Annotated in this window: 15 protein-coding genes; 13 read left to right on the top strand and 2 right to left on the bottom strand. The window is 66.0% G+C overall.

Annotation, left to right across the window (positions count from 1 at the left end):
* Positions 1-2 precede the first annotated feature (2 nt).
* The 11 genes from miaA to ACILRJ_RS04460 all read left to right on the top strand — a co-directional run bounded on the left by miaA (position 3) and on the right by ACILRJ_RS04460 (position 10,231).
* On the top strand, positions 3-962 hold the full coding sequence (gene miaA, locus ACILRJ_RS04410) for a tRNA (adenosine(37)-N6)-dimethylallyltransferase MiaA (protein WP_395680805.1): 960 nt from the start codon (positions 3-5) through the stop codon (positions 960-962).
* A gap of 144 nt (positions 963-1,106) precedes the next feature.
* Positions 1,107-1,394: an RNA chaperone Hfq gene (gene hfq / locus ACILRJ_RS04415; RefSeq protein WP_395680807.1), complete on the top strand. Its 288-nt coding sequence runs from the start codon at positions 1,107-1,109 to the stop codon at positions 1,392-1,394.
* A gap of 72 nt (positions 1,395-1,466) precedes the next feature.
* Positions 1,467-2,882: a ribosome rescue GTPase HflX gene (hflX, locus tag ACILRJ_RS04420; RefSeq protein ID WP_395682020.1), complete on the top strand. Its 1,416-nt coding sequence runs from the start codon at positions 1,467-1,469 to the stop codon at positions 2,880-2,882.
* 113 nt (positions 2,883-2,995) lie between these two features.
* Entirely contained in the window at positions 2,996-4,045 is a 1,050-nt protein-coding gene (gene hflK / locus ACILRJ_RS04425) for an FtsH protease activity modulator HflK (protein ID WP_395680809.1), read from the top strand.
* The gene (gene hflC, locus ACILRJ_RS04430) at positions 4,045-4,905 is read left to right on the top strand and encodes a protease modulator HflC (RefSeq protein WP_395680811.1); all 861 of its coding nucleotides are present in this window, start codon (positions 4,045-4,047) and stop codon (positions 4,903-4,905) included. Before hflK ends, hflC begins: the two co-directional genes overlap by 1 nt.
* Before the next feature lie 4 nt (positions 4,906-4,909).
* The gene (locus ACILRJ_RS04435) at positions 4,910-5,095 is read left to right on the top strand and encodes a DUF2065 domain-containing protein (RefSeq protein ID WP_395680813.1); all 186 of its coding nucleotides are present in this window, start codon (positions 4,910-4,912) and stop codon (positions 5,093-5,095) included.
* 100 nt (positions 5,096-5,195) lie between these two features.
* Positions 5,196-6,488, top strand: coding sequence for an adenylosuccinate synthase (locus ACILRJ_RS04440; RefSeq protein WP_395680815.1), 1,293 nt, complete (start codon positions 5,196-5,198; stop codon positions 6,486-6,488).
* 110 nt (positions 6,489-6,598) lie between these two features.
* Positions 6,599-6,793, top strand: a complete 195-nt coding sequence (locus ACILRJ_RS04445) for a hypothetical protein (protein ID WP_395680817.1) — start codon at positions 6,599-6,601, stop codon at positions 6,791-6,793.
* Positions 6,794-6,890: 97 nt separating this feature from the next.
* The gene (locus ACILRJ_RS04450; RefSeq protein WP_395680819.1) at positions 6,891-9,158 is read left to right on the top strand and encodes an EAL domain-containing protein; all 2,268 of its coding nucleotides are present in this window, start codon (positions 6,891-6,893) and stop codon (positions 9,156-9,158) included.
* A gap of 172 nt (positions 9,159-9,330) precedes the next feature.
* Complete coding sequence (locus tag ACILRJ_RS04455) at positions 9,331-9,744, top strand: helix-turn-helix domain-containing protein (protein WP_395680821.1); 414 nt, start codon at positions 9,331-9,333, stop codon at positions 9,742-9,744.
* Between the two features lie 97 nt (positions 9,745-9,841).
* Complete coding sequence (locus ACILRJ_RS04460; RefSeq protein WP_395680823.1) at positions 9,842-10,231, top strand: MAPEG family protein; 390 nt, start codon at positions 9,842-9,844, stop codon at positions 10,229-10,231.
* A 198-nt stretch (positions 10,232-10,429) separates the two neighbouring features.
* On the opposite strand, the gene ACILRJ_RS04465 is transcribed toward ACILRJ_RS04460, so the two are convergent.
* Positions 10,430-11,371: a DMT family transporter gene (locus ACILRJ_RS04465; protein ID WP_395682022.1), complete on the bottom strand. Its 942-nt coding sequence runs from the start codon at positions 11,369-11,371 to the stop codon at positions 10,430-10,432.
* 67 nt (positions 11,372-11,438) lie between these two features.
* Here ACILRJ_RS04465 and ACILRJ_RS04470 point away from each other — a divergent pair, with 67 nt between their 5' ends.
* Positions 11,439-12,239, top strand: a complete 801-nt coding sequence (locus ACILRJ_RS04470) for an aminotransferase class IV family protein (protein WP_395680825.1) — start codon at positions 11,439-11,441, stop codon at positions 12,237-12,239.
* Between the two features lie 41 nt (positions 12,240-12,280).
* Here the strand turns inward: ACILRJ_RS04470 and ACILRJ_RS04475 are convergent, their stop codons facing one another.
* On the bottom strand, positions 12,281-13,120 hold the full coding sequence (locus tag ACILRJ_RS04475) for a DUF72 domain-containing protein (RefSeq protein WP_395682024.1): 840 nt from the start codon (positions 13,118-13,120) through the stop codon (positions 12,281-12,283).
* Positions 13,121-13,261: 141 nt separating this feature from the next.
* Here ACILRJ_RS04475 and ACILRJ_RS04480 point away from each other — a divergent pair, with 141 nt between their 5' ends.
* Positions 13,262-14,530 (top strand): NAD(P)/FAD-dependent oxidoreductase, encoded by a 1,269-nt coding sequence (locus tag ACILRJ_RS04480; protein WP_395680827.1) that lies wholly within the window; start codon positions 13,262-13,264, stop codon positions 14,528-14,530.
* The last annotated feature ends 53 nt before the right edge of the window (positions 14,531-14,583 follow it).

Genomic DNA, 14,583 nt, shown 5'->3' on the forward strand with positions numbered 1-14,583 from the left:
TGATGAACCGCGTCGATAATCGACCAGCGGCGATTTTCCTGATGGGACCGACCGCGAGCGGCAAGACCGCGCTCGCGTGCGCGCTGGCGGAGCGTTTTCCGCTGGACCTCGTGAGCGTCGATTCCGCGCTGGTATACCGCGGACTCGACATCGGCGCCGCCAAGCCCGATCGCGCGACGCTGGCACGCCATCCGCACCGACTGGTCGATATCCGCGAGCCGCATGAGGCATATTCCGCCGCCGATTTCCGCCGCGATGCGCTGCTCGCAATGGACGAAATCCAGCGCGCTGGGCGGGTGCCGCTGCTGGTCGGCGGCACCGGCCTGTATTTCCGGGCGCTCGAGCGAGGCCTCTCGGTCTTGCCGGACGCCGATCCGGAGCTGCGTCGCCGCCTTGCCGGCGAAGCCGCGGCGATCGGCTGGGCGCGCATGCACGCGCGATTGCAGCAGCTCGATCCGCTCGCGGCGCAGCGCATCCGGCCTCGCGACGCGCAGCGCATCCAGCGCGCGCTCGAGGTGATCGAGCTCAGTGGCAAGCCGCTTTCCAAATTGCAGTCCGGCCCCGGCGACCGCCTTCCGTGGCGGTTGCTGAAACTCGCGCTGGTGCCGGTCGATCGCGCACCGCTGCACGAGCGCATCGCGCGCCGCTTCGACCAGATGCTTGCCGACGGATTCCTCGACGAGGCGCGTCGCCTGCGCGCATTGCCGGCGTGGCAGGCCGACCTGCCGGCCATGCGCGCGGTCGGCTATCGCCAGGCGTGGCCGCTGCTGGCCGGTGAACAGGACGCCGCGACCTTCCGCGATCGTGCGATATTCGCCACGCGCCAACTCGCGAAACGTCAAATTACGTGGCTGCGCAGCGAACTGGATGCGCGGTGGTTCGATCCCGATCGCGACGGTTTGGCCGAAATTGCGCTCGAAGCTCTGCATCTGGCCGGAATTGGCGCACATCCGTCGCGGTAATGTGCACCGCGTCGTTTTCTTTTGTCTTGACTACTCGTTAAGATTGTCGAAACTGAATACGGATTGAATCGGGGGCGGGCGCGGCTGACTTGCGCATCGCACGGCTTTTGCCGATTCGGGACCTCGCTACTGGAGAACAAGACCATGTCCAAGGGGCAGTCGTTGCAGGATCCGTTTCTCAATGCGTTGCGACGTGAGCGCATCCCGGTTTCGATCTATCTGGTGAACGGCATCAAGTTGCAGGGCACGGTCGAGTCGTTCGACCAGTTCGTGGTCCTGTTGCGCAACACCGTGAGCCAGATGGTCTACAAGCACGCGATCTCCACCGTCGTTCCTTCGCGCAACGTGCGTGTCAGCGGGCCGGACGGCGTCGTGCATGGCGGTGTGGCGGCGCCGGCGCCGGAGCCACACGAGGAAGGCGGCGAGTCCTGAGCGGCACGCGGACCTTGAAGATGCGGCCTGCCGGCCGCATTCAGTGTGGTCCGCCAGTGCAGGTGACTTCCTCTGTTTGAGCGATCCAGAAAAGGCGAGCGCGCGCTCCTGCTGCAACCGCAGGCGCCGGGCCGTGCCGATCCCCTTGCGCTCGACGAATTCTCCGAACTGGCGCGTTCGGCCGGCGCGAGCGTCGTCGGCACCCTGACGGCGCGCGTCGAGCGTCCCAACCCCCGCTACTTCGTCGGCACCGGCAAGGCGGAGGAACTGCGCGAGCATCGCGCCGCACTCGATGCCGACATCATCCTCGTAAACCATGCGCTAAGCCCGGTGCAGGAGCGCAACCTCGAGAAGCTGACCGAGTGCCGTGTGGTTGACCGTACCGGCCTGATCCTCGACATCTTCGCGCAGCGCGCCCGCTCGCACGAAGGCAAGCTGCAGGTCGAGCTGGCGCAGCTCAAGCACATGTCGACACGCCTGGTGCGCGGGTGGACCCATCTCGAGCGCCAGCGCGGCGGCGCCATCGGCCTCCGCGGACCCGGGGAGACCCAGCTCGAACTCGATCGGCGCCTGCTCGCCGATCGCGTCAAGCAATTGCAGAAGCGCATGGAGAAGGTCGAGACGCAGCGCGCCACTGCCCGCCGCTCGCGCCAGCGCAACGAATTGCCGGTTGTCGCGCTCGTCGGCTACACGAATGCCGGCAAGTCGACCCTGTTCAATGCCTTGACCGGCGCTGCGGTATACGCGGCGGACCAGTTGTTCGCGACGCTCGATCCGACCATGCGCCGCCTCGACGGGCTCGACTGCGGCCCGGTCGTGCTCGCCGACACCGTCGGCTTCATCCGCGACCTGCCGCACGACCTCGTCGCCGCGTTCCGCTCGACGCTCGCCGAAGCGCGCGACGCCGACTTGTTGCTGCATGTCGTCGATGCATCCGACCCGGAACGCGACGAGCGCATCCTCGATGTCGAGCAGGTGCTGAGGGAAATCGGTGCCGACGAATTGCCGCAGGTGCTGGTGTACAACAAGGTCGACTTGTTGAAGGCCGACCTTCCCGTCGATGACGATCAGGAGGGGGATCGGCAAGTGCTGGTCAACGGTGTCGCGCCGCCATCGCGGGCCGTTCCGGCCTCGCGGGTCGACTACCTCGATGGCGGCGAATTGCCACGGGCGTGGGTGTCGGCGATCAGTGGTGCCGGCATCGACGGCCTGCTGCATGCGATCGGCGGCCGACTCGGCAGCGAACGCGTGCGCGCCGAATTGCTGCTCCCTGCCGATGCCGGGCGCCTGCGAGCGCGCCTGCATGCGCAAGGCCTGGTCGCCGGTGAGCATGCCGACGAACACGGGTGGCATATACGCATCGACGCGCCGCGTGCGCTGGTCGAGCCGCTGTTCGGCTTGCCGGGTGGCGATGGCGAATGGCTGCGCACGCACTTGCTTGCCGCCGCCCAAGCCCCTACCTACAATCCTTCGACGTCCGCGGCGTGACGCGGGCGATCGTTTTCGATCGCCGTCTGGATGGCATCTCCCCACCCCAACCTTCATCGAAGGCGTGGTCATCGAGGCCAACCGCGCATTCGCGTTCCGCAACGAGGTGAGCAATGGCATGGAATGAACCGGGCAGCGGCAACAAGCAACGCGACCCCTGGCGCGACAACAGTGGCGGCAGCGGCGGTCCGTCGCCCGATTTCGACGCGCTTCTGGCGCGTGCGCGCGACCTGCTGAAGCGCCTGTTCGGTGGCGGCAATGGCGGCTTCGTCGTCGCGTTGATCGGTGCAGCAATCGCCTGGTGCGCGTGGGACAGCGTCGTGCGCGTGAATGCGAGCGACACCGGTGTCGTGCTGCGCTTCGGCCAGTTCTCGCGGCTGATGACGCCCGGCATCAACCTGAAGTTTCCGCGCCCGATCGAGACGGTCGTGCCGGTCGGCATTGGCAAGACTCTGCAGACAAACGACCAGGTGCGCATGCTGACCAAGGACGAGAACATCGTGCAGGTCGACTTCAACGTGCAGTACAAGATCGCCGATGCGCAGTTGTACCTGTTCGGACTGCGCGATCCCGATGTCACGCTCGGACAGGCCGCGGAGAGCGCCGTGCGCACCGTGATCGGCAGCAGCGACATGGACACGATCCTGTCCGGCCAGCGCACCGAATTGATGGTGCAGGCCAAGCAGCTGCTGCAGGCGACGCTCGACCAGTACAAGGCCGGCCTCGTGATCAGCGAGATGAATTTCCAGAACGTGCGTCCGCCGCAGGAGGTCAAGGACGCGTTCGATGCGGCCAACAGTGCGTTGCAGGACAAGTCCCGGCTCGAGGAAGAGGCGAAGGCCTACGCGAGCCAGGTCGTGCCGGAGGCGCGTGGCGATGCGGCCGGAACGCGCGCCGAGGCGGAAGGCTTCAAGGCCGAGCGCATTGCGCGCGCCGAGGGCGATGCGCAACGCTTCAACCTGGTTGAACAGCAGTACCGCGCCGCGCCCGACGTGACACGCAAGCGCCTGTACCTGGAAACCATGGAGCAGGTCGTCGCGAACACACCGAAGGTGATCGACCTGTCGTCGGGCAAGAACATCCTCAATCTGCCTGGGTCGACGGACGCGCGCGTGCCTGTCGCGACCGTGATCACGCCCGATTCGGGCAAGGGAGTCCGCTGATGCGCGCCGGTACCCTCATAGCCCTGCTGCTCGCGGTACTCGTCGCGGCGAATTCCATGTTCGTCGTGCGCGAGGGGCAGACCGCGATCCTGCTGCAATTCGGCCGTATCGTGCGCACCGACTTCAAGCCAGGCCTGCACTTCCGCATTCCGCTGGTGCAGCAGGTACAGCGTTTCGACAAGCGTGTGCTGACCCTGGACTCCGCGCCCGAGCGCTACCTGACTTCGGAAAAGAAGGACGTCAACATCGACTTCTTCGTGAAGTGGCGCATCACCGACGCGAGCAAGTTCTTCGTCGCCGCCGCCGGCAACGAGAGCAACGCGCAAACGCTGGTCGTGCCGATCGTCAAGGAAGGCCTGCGCACCGCGATCAATTCACGCACGTTGCAGGAACTCGTCTCCGGCGGCCGCGCGGACGTGACCCAGCATCTGGTCTCGGATGCGAATGCCAAGACGCAGGGGCTCGGCATCGATGTGATCGACCTGCGTATCAAGCGCATCGACCTGCCCGAGGACGGCACCGTGATCGGTTCCGTCTACGACCGCATGAAGTCGGAACGCAAGAAGGTCGCGAGCAAACTGCGTGCGGAGGGCGAGGAGCAGGCGCGCACGATCAAGGCCGATGCCGACCGCCAGGTGCAGGTGATCAAGGCGGAGGCGTATCGCGACGCGCAGAAGACGCGCGGCGAGGGCGATGCCGCCGCCTCGCAGATCTACGCGTCCGCGTACGGTCGCGACGGCGAGTTCTACGCGTTCTACCGAAGCCTGGAAGCGTACCGCGAGGCGTTTTCGACCTCGAACGGCACGCTCGTGCTCGATCCGAAATCGGAATTCCTGCACTACCTGCAGGACAGCAAGTAACCGCGTGGGCAGCGACCTCGCCGCTGCCCTGTGCCTGGTGCTGGTGCTCGAAGGCCTGTTCCTGTTCGCCTCGCCGCACGCCTGGAAGCGCATGGCCGAGCAGATGCAGCGGATCGAGACGCGCGCCCTGCGAATGATCGGCGGCGGCATGGTGCTCGCGGGGCTGATCCTGCTGAGGATTCTCCGCTGACGGATTCGCGCCTGCCGCGGGTGTGATCTTGGGCGACTGGCACTACAATCCGCGTCCTTGCGACGAAACCAGTCGCGGTACGGACCGAAGCGAGAACATCATGGGCAAGTCGGTAGTCATTCTCGGGGCCCAGTGGGGCGATGAAGGCAAGGGCAAGATCGTCGACCTGCTGACGCAGGACATCGGCGCGGTCGTGCGCTTCCAGGGCGGCCACAACGCCGGCCACACGCTCGTCATCAAGGGCAAGAAGACCGTGCTGCACCTGATCCCCTCCGGCATCCTGCGCGACGACGCGCTGTGCCTGATCGGCAACGGCGTGGTGTTGTCGCCGGCCGCGCTGCAGAAGGAGATCGCCGAGCTGGAAGCGAGCGGCGTGGAGGTGCGTTCGCGCCTGAAGATCAGCCCGGCGACTCCGCTGATCATGCCGTACCACATAGCGCTCGACCAGGCGCGCGAGAAGGCGGCCGGCGGCAAGGCGATCGGCACCACCGGCCGCGGCATCGGCCCCGCCTACGAGGACAAGGTCGCACGCCGCGGCATCCGGGTCGCCGACCTGCATTATCCGAAGCAGCTCGCCGAGCTGCTGCGCACGGCGCTCGATTACCACAACTTCGTGCTGACGAAGTTCCTCGGCGTCGAGGCGGTCGACTTCCAGAAGACTCTCGACGAAGCGCTCGCGTTCGGCGAGTACGTCGAGCCGATGAAGTCCGATGTCGCCGGGATCCTGCACGACCTGCGCAAGCAGGGTCGCAAGGTGCTGTTCGAAGGCGCGCAGGGTGCGCTGCTCGACATCGACCACGGCACCTATCCGTATGTGACCTCGTCGAACACGACGGTCGGCGGGGCGCTCGCCGGAACCGGCGTCGGCGCCGACTACATCGACTACGTGCTCGGCATCGCCAAGGCCTACGCGACGCGCGTCGGCGGCGGTCCGTTCCCGACCGAACTCGACGACGCGATCGGCCAGGGCATCCGCGATCGCGGTCAGGAATACGGTGCCTCTACCGGTCGTCCGCGTCGTTGTGGCTGGATGGACATCGTCGCGCTCAAGCGCGCGGTCGCGATCAATGGCATCACCGGCCTGTGCATCACCAAGCTCGACATCCTCGACGGCATGGACAAGCTGAAGATCTGCATCGCGTACGAGTACCGTGGCAAGCGCACCGAATACGCGCCGCTCGACGCCGCCGGCTGGGAAGAGTGCACGCCGGTCTATCTCGAATTCCCCGGTTGGCAGGAATCCACCCACGGCATCACCGAATGGGACAGGCTGCCGCCTGCCGCACGCGCCTATCTGCGCGCGCTGGAGGAACTCGCAGGCTGCCCACTCGCGATCGTCAGCACGGGTCCGGACCGAGACGCGAACATCGTCCTGCGCGATCCGTTCGCCTGAACGCAACGGTTTTCCCAACGCCCAAGTAACGGCGGATCCTCGCTTCAGGCAATGGTCACCTTGCGCGGACTACGGTTGATTTCGAATCAATCGACGCAGGGAGGAACGCCATGAACAGCCGATTGCCGGAAAATGGCCAGAAGGTGCAGGTGAAGCTGCGCGCAGGGGAGTGGCAGGACGCAATCTATCGCGGCGACGACTTCGTCGATCGTTACGGGTTGCCGCTTGCGTTCGACAAGATCCAGGAATGGCGGCCTGCGTCGATGCGCGGCATCCCGGCCCCGTTGAGCGGGGCATACCGCTGAAGATCCGTAGGGGCACGCGACCCGGGTCTGCGACAGCCCGTGGTGGCGTGAGCACGCCTGCTACACTGCCTGCCGGATCACATCGTTCGAGCCGGGCATGGGGACACGAGGTTCCGAACCGCAGTCGGCCAGCGACAGCGTCCCGGCGGAAGATCTTTCGCCCTCGCGACGCCGGGCGCGCATCGCCGAGCTGGAACGGGAGCTCGCACGCCTCAAGGCCGCCAGTGACGGCGCACCCGAACGCCTGACCACGGTCCATGTGCCTGCGCAATTCGAGCAACCGTTCCTGCGCGCGCAGGAATATGTCTCGCGCTACTTCGCCGACCGCATCGAACACCCCGATACCGCCACGATCTCGATTGCGGGCGAACGCTACGTGCTGTTGCGCGCCGCGTCGTTGTCGGTCGAGTTCGTCGAAATGGTCATGAAGCTCTACCAGGACAAGGGCGCCGACGAAGCGCGCAGCGTCGCCAACAACCTGTTGTTCGACCTTGCGCATGCGATTGGCAAGGCGGACGCACGCAGTTTCCAGCAGAAGATGGCGGTCAGCGATCCGATCGCGACCCTCTCCGCGGGACCGATCCATTTCGCGTTCTCCGGCTGGGCTTTCGTCGACATTTCCGCGGAGTCGCGTCCATCGCCCGACGAGGACTATTTCCTCCTCTACGATCATCCGTTCTCGTTCGAATCGCATTCGTGGCTGGCGAAGGACAAGCGTAGCGACGCGCCGGTCTGCATCATGAACTCCGGCTACTCATCCGGCTGGTGCGAGGAGAGTTTCGGAATCCCGCTGGTCGCTGCCGAAGTCGAATGCCTCGCGGCGGGTGGCGAGTGTTGTCGCTTCATCATGGCCCCGCCGGCGCGCATCGAGGCGCACCTCGAGGACTATGCGCGACGTCACGGCGTCCGGCCGGGCGCTGCGGCGGGGAGCCGCCCCGGCGTCGTGCCGGAGTTCTTCCAGCGCAAGCGCCTCGAGGAGGAACTGCGTGCCGCCAACGAACAGCTGGAACTGCGCGTGCAGACGCGCACGCTCGATCTCGAACGCGTCTCGGAACAGTTGCGACATCAGGCGCTGCACGATGCGTTGACCGGATTGCCCAACCGCGTCCTGCTGCACGACCGCATCGAGCAGGCGATCCTCAACGTGCGTCGCCGCGGCATGCAGTTCTCGCTGCTGTTCCTCGATCTCGATGGATTCAAGGAGATCAACGACACGTTCGGCCATCATGTCGGCGACGCATTGCTGGCGAAGATCGGCACGCGTCTGCGCGACCGCCTGCCTGCGCCGGACATCATCGCGCGACTCGGTGGCGACGAGTTCGCGATGTTGCTGGACAATCCCGGCAGTGCCGAGGCCGCCGCCGAAGCCGGTAGAAAACTGCTTGATGCGCTCGAGCAGGCCTTCGAGATCGATGGTCACAAGCTCGTGGTATCCGCAAGCATCGGCATCGCGCACTGTCCATCGCACGGCACCGATCCGGCCACGCTCATGCGGCGCGCCGACGTGGCCATGTATGCGGCGAAGGCGGCGCGCGCAGGAACGATGGTCTACAGTCCACAGCAGGACGAGCATTCACCCGGACGCATCCGTCTGGTGAACGAACTGCGCGACAGCATCGAAGATCGCCATCTGGAGCTGGACTACCAGCCGGAGATCGATCTGCGCAGCGGGGCGGTCGTGCGGGTCGAGGCACTCATCCGCTGGAACCATCCCGAACGTGGTCGCCTTTTGCCCGATGAATTCCTTCCGCTCGTCGCATCGAGCGATCTGATCGACCGCATTGCGCGCTGGGTGCTGCGCACGGCGATCCGCGATTGCAGCGAGTGGAAGCAGTCCGGCCTCGGCATCGGTGTTTCCGTCAATCTGTCGCCGCACAACCTGCGCGACCGCAGCTTGCCCGATTTCATCGCTCGCACGCTCGCGCAGGCGCGTGTGGAACCGGCTCGATTGACCGTGGAGATAACCGAGAGCAGCGTGCTTGAGCAAGCGGTGCTCGAAATGGGCATCTTCAAGCGCCTGCGCGAGATCGGTGTAGGCCTGTCGATCGACGACTTCGGCACCGGCTACTCGTCGTTGATGCACTTGAAGCAGTTGCCGTTCACGGAGCTCAAGGTCGATCGTTCGTTCACCAGCGAACTGGCCAGCAACGAACACGACGCGGCGATCGTGCGATCGACCATCCACCTCGGACACGAGTTGGGTCGCGGAATCGTTGCCGAGGGCGTCGAGTCGCGCGAGGTGCTTGATCTGCTGCGACGCTTCGGCTGCGATTTCGCCCAGGGATATTTCATCAGTCCACCGCTCGGCAAGGCGGCGTTGCGCACCTGGTTGCGGGATACCCCCGCGTTCGATCTGGCGCGCTGATCCGCCCTGGTTGCGTTCGATGCCGGTTTCAATGGGTTGAAGGCGCTGGATCGCGGCTTCGCGGGCATGATGGGGAATCCCCTGTTCGAGCAAGTGCAGGAATGAATGTTTCAACACTCTGCTAGAGTTGCCGAAGTTGTGTAAAGGTTCTCTTTGAATCCATCGGGGCTGCATGAAGAACTCAAGAACGGCATCTGACAGCCGGCTCAAGCTGGCAGGGCGAATCCGCGTTGCGCGGCGCGATGCGGGGCTGACCCAGAGCGCACTCGCCGAACGCGTCGGCGTCACGCCGAGTGCCGCGGCGCAGTGGGAACACCCCAACGGCACCAGCCCCGGCACGCCGCGTCTGCAGGAGATCGCGGCCGCGACTGGCTTCAGCTTCGAATGGCTGGCCACCGGTCGCGGTGACCGACGGCAGCGTCGTCCGCATCCGGATTCGATTCCCGCACTCAAGCTCGACGTCTACGCGCAGGACGGGACCGAGGAGATCCTGCTTGAACGCTTCCGCCTGCTGTCGCCGCGAGCGAAGCAGATGCTGGTGAATCTGCTCGAGGAAGTGCGGCCATCGCGCGGGTCGCGCCGCTGACGCATCGATCCTGCGGCGCCTGGTTTGAGCGATCGTTGCCGCTGGCGTAGGCTGGAGGTCGCCCCGGCCTCGGCCCGCCCACCACGGAGATGCGAACATGTCGATTGAACTCAAGATGCTGACCTGGGCCATCGTGCTCGGTCTGGTGCATATCTTCATCGCGGCGACGTTCGCGACGCGCCAGCGCGGACTGATGTGGAACGCCGGTCCGCGCGACGCCGTCATGGCGCCCTTGGCCGGGGTTGCCGGACGCGTGGGACGTGCATCGAACAATTTTCTCGAAACCTTCGCGTTCTTCGCTGCGGCGGTCCTGATGCTGACCATCCTGCAGCGCGGCAGCGAACATTCTGCGCTCGGCGCACAGCTCTACTTCTGGGCACGCGTCGCGTACCTGCCGATCTATGCAGCCGGCATCCCGTTCGTGCGCTCGCTGGTCTGGGGGGTGGCGCTGGTCGGACTCCTGCTGGTCGTCGCAGCGCTGTTCTGAATCATTGAGGAGCCTGGATCCCTGCTTGCCTGCACCACGCTGGACACCCGCGACTTGCAGCGCGCTGTTTCGTTCCTAGATTCCCTGCTCGCCGGACCCGTTGCCCGCCGCATGGTGGACACTCAATTGATCGTGTTGCGCGCAGCAAAACGAAGTTCCGCGACGTCGAAACACACGCCGGACTGTCGCGAATAGCATTCATTCCGTGACGTTGCGTGCTTCCGCCGTACCGAGCACTTCGGCATGGCTGATCCGCTGCGGACGATGCAGCAGCGGATGCACGAACACCGCACCGACGATGATCGCCGCGCCGAAGTAGAACGTCGTGGTCAGCTCATGCTGTTCACCGAGCATGAGCGCCGCCAGCACGATCGCGTAGACCGGTTCGAGGTTGGTCGCCAGCTGCGCCGCGAATGCGCTCATGTGGCGCAGCGCAATCAGCGACAGCGTGAATGGCAGCAGTGTGCAGGCGAGCGCGAGCGCGAGCAGCAGCCAGGCGTCGCGCTCGTCCGGCAGCGCGAACGGATCGCCGGCGAGGGCAGGGAACACATGCGGCAGCAACGGCGTCAGCGCGGTCAGCGCGAGCAGGCCGGCGCCGAGTTCCAGCCCGGTCACGGCAAGCGGGTCGGCGTGGTCGACGAGGCGCTTGTTGAGCGAGCCGAACAGCGCCACGAACAGTGCGGAAACCGTGCCGACCGCGATGCCGGCGCGCATCGACGCCGGCACTCCACCAACCACGAGTGCGACACCCGGCAGTACCGCGATGCCGAGCAGCAGTTCGCGCATCGAAAAGCGGCGGCGCGCGAGCTTGGGTTCGATCAGGGCGGTGAACGGAGTCGCCAGCGCGATGCAGGTCGCGCCGACCGAGGCGTTCGCGAGCTTGATCGAGCCGTAGAACGTCAGCCAGTGCAGCGCGACGAGCACGCCGATGCCCGCATATGAGGCGACCAAGCGTGGATTCATCGTGCGCAGCGCGCGCCATGCCCGTGGCAGCAAGGCGATCGCGCCGACCACGATCAACATGCGCCACCACACCAGGGCGAGCGCGCCGAGTGTAATCAGCTTGCCGAGGATCGCGGTGAAGCCCCAGAGCAGGACGCAGAAATGGATCTGCAACTGCGCCTTGGTGGTGGGAGACAGCGGATTCACGAGTTGGGAGAATGGGCCGGAACGGGATGCGCATCGTAGCGCAGCCGGAGGGCATCCGATGACGCCACGCGTGCAACTCAATGGCCGGCCTGCGGGCGTCGATGACCTGCGCACACTCGCGCTGCTCAACTACGGTCATTTCACCTCGATGCAGGTGCTCGATGGCGCCGTGCGTGGCCTCGATCTGCACCTGCGCCGACTGCAGGCCGCGACGCAGGAACTGTTCGCCTCCCCGCTCGACATCGACGCGACACGCGGCTGGATGCGCGAAGCGCTCGACGGTGTCGATGGCCAGGCCTCGCTGCGCGTGACGGTCTTCTCGCGCGCGCTCGATCGCGATCGCCTGCTCGAACCAGCGGCGCTGGACGTGCTCGTCTCGCTGGCGCCGGCGCGCCCGATGAATCCTTCACCGTTGCGCGTTCGCAGCGTGCGCTACCAGCGCGAGGCGCCGCACATCAAGCACGTCGGCACGTTCGGTCTGTTCCATCAGAAGCGTCTCGCACAGGCGGCCGGCTACGACGATGCGCTGTTCCTCGACGCGAGCTTCGCGATCGCGGAAGGATCGATCTGGAACGTCGGGTTCTTCGATGGAACCGAGGTCGTCTGGCCGGATGCGCCGGCGCTGCGGGGCGTATCGATGCAACTGCTGCAGCAAGGCCTGAGCCGCCGCGGCGTGCCGATGCAGGTGCGGCGGGTCGACCTTGCCGAGGTCGCGCGCTTTCGCGCAGCATTTTTCACCAATACCTCGCATACCGCCGTGCCGCTGGCGTCGATCGACTCGGCTGCATTCGGCACGGACACGGATTTGCTCGCGCTGCTTGACGGATGCATGTCGATGCACCCCTGGGAGCGGGTCTGATGGGACAGGCCCGGCTTCCGCGCGGCGCTGGCCGCCTCAAATCATAGCCGCGACAACAACGCCATCGCGGCCGCGGGGTTGCGCTCCTTGGCGGCGCTGATGAAGTAGACGAACACGTCGCGCGGCTTGCCGGACGGCGTCGGCGCGCCGATGCGCGGAAGGTCGGCCGGTTCGTTGCCGGCAGCCCACTCGCGTGCGCGCTTCGCCCAGGCGTCGAGCGCCGGTGGAGCGTAGCCGGTTTCGATCTTCGCCTGCGTGCCCATCAAGCGCGCATAGACGAAGTCGCCGGTGACGTCGGCGAACGAGGGGTATTCCTCCGAGTCGGTGAATACGGTCGCGACGTGATGGCGGCGGGCCAGCGCGAGGTATTCGGCGCACAGGAAGCTCGGGTCGCGAACTTCGAGCACATGGCGCAGCGCGATGCCGTCGAGTTCGCGCGGCAGCCGGTCGAGAAATGCGTCGAAGTCGTCGTGCTCGAACGGCTTGCCCTTGGTGAACTGCCAGTTGATCGGGCCGAGGCGGTCGCCGAGCTCGGCGATGCCGCCGTGCACGAAGGCGCCGATCGTCGCGCCGGCATCGGCGAGCACGCGTCGATCGGTTGCGTAGCGCGGTGCCTTCAGCGAGAACACGAAGCCATCGGGCGTTTCGCTGCGCCATTTCGCGTAGGTCGCCGGCTTCTGCGCGCCGTAGTAGGTGCCGTTGACCTCGATCGTGTTGACGTGACGGCTGGCATACTCCAGCTCGCGCCGCTGCACAAGCTTGTCGGGATAGAAGTTGTTGCGCCATGGCGCGTAGGTCCAGCCGCCGATGCCGACGCGGATGCGGGAATCGCGACTGGCGGCGGTCGAGTACGGTTCGGGCGTGGAATGGGTCGGAGGCATCGTCGGGTTCGCGTCGGGTCGCTGCGGCGGCGAAGTCATGATGTCATGCGGTGCGATCCGCGGGAATTGTGTAGTGCGGTACCTGACCGGGGCGCGACGTTCGGGCAAAATGCGCGAACTCCGCAACGTGCAGACAACGCAATGCCGGATCTTCCTCATGTCGTGATCCTGGGTGGCGGGTTCGGTGGACTGTGGGCGACACGAGCGCTCGCCACGGCGCCCGTGCGCGTGACCCTGGTCGATCGCACCAACCACCATCTGTTCCAGCCGTTGCTGTACCAGGTCGCGATGGCCGGTCTTTCCTCCCCGGACATCGCGGCGCCGCTGCGACACATTCTGCGTGGACAGCGCACTGTCACCGTGCGCATGGACGAAGCGCGGTCGATCGACGTCGGCGCACGCCGCGTGACGCTCGCCCATGGCTCGCTCGGCTACGACTACCTGGTCCTCGCGACCGGGGCGCGTCATGCGTATTTCGGCAACGATGACTGGGCGCGCCACGCGCCGGGACTGAAGACCCTTGATGATGCCTTGCACATTCGTCGTCGCATGCTGGAGGCGTTCGAGGCGGCCGAGCGTGAGGAGGATCCGGTCGCGCAAGCCGAATGGCTCGGTTTCGTGATCATCGGCGGTGGTCCCACCGGCGTGGAACTGGCCGGCACGCTGGCCGAGATCGCGCGGCACGCGTTGCCACGCGAGTTCCGCCACAGCGACCCGCGCCGTTCGCGCATTCATCTGGTCGAGGCGGGACCGCGTGTGCTCGCCTCGATGCCCGAGGTTTTATCCGAGCGAGCGCTATGCCAGCTCGAACGGCTCGGCGTCAGCGTGCATACCGGACAGGCCGTCACCGCGATCGATGCGCACGGCGTCGATCTCGGCGAGCGTCGCATCGATGCGCGCACCGTGCTGTGGGCCGCGGGCGTAGCGGCCTCGCCGCTCGGCGCGCAGCTCGGTGCGGAATGCGACCGGGCAGGGCGGGTCAAGGTCGAATGCGATCTCTCGCTGGCCGGCCATCCGGAGGTGTTTGTCATCGGCGATCTTGCGGCAATCACCCAGGACGGCAAAGCCGTGCCGGGCGTGGCGCCGGCGGCGAAGCAGATGGGCGCGCATGTCGCACGCGCAATCCGCGCGCGCATCGCCGGCGGCGCGACCACACCGTTCCGCTACCGCGACTACGGCAATCTTGCAACGATCGGGCGAATGGCCGCGGTCGTCGACCTGGGCAAGCTGCGCTTCTCCGGCGCGCCGGCATGGTTGTTCTGGCTATGGGCGCACGTTTTTTTCCTGATCGGCTTCCGCAATCGCATTGTCGTGATGGCCGAGTGGATCTGGTCGTACTTCACGTATCAGCGCCACGCGCGCATCATCCTCGGGCGCGGCGAGGACTCACCCAACAGGAACCAGGATTGAAAACCACGTATTTCCTGATCGGCGGCACCGCGTGCCGCACCCATCGCGGAGGA

The sequence above is a fragment of the Dokdonella sp. genome (genome assembly GCF_044227025.1).
Classification (GTDB): domain Bacteria; phylum Pseudomonadota; class Gammaproteobacteria; order Xanthomonadales; family Rhodanobacteraceae; genus Dokdonella_A.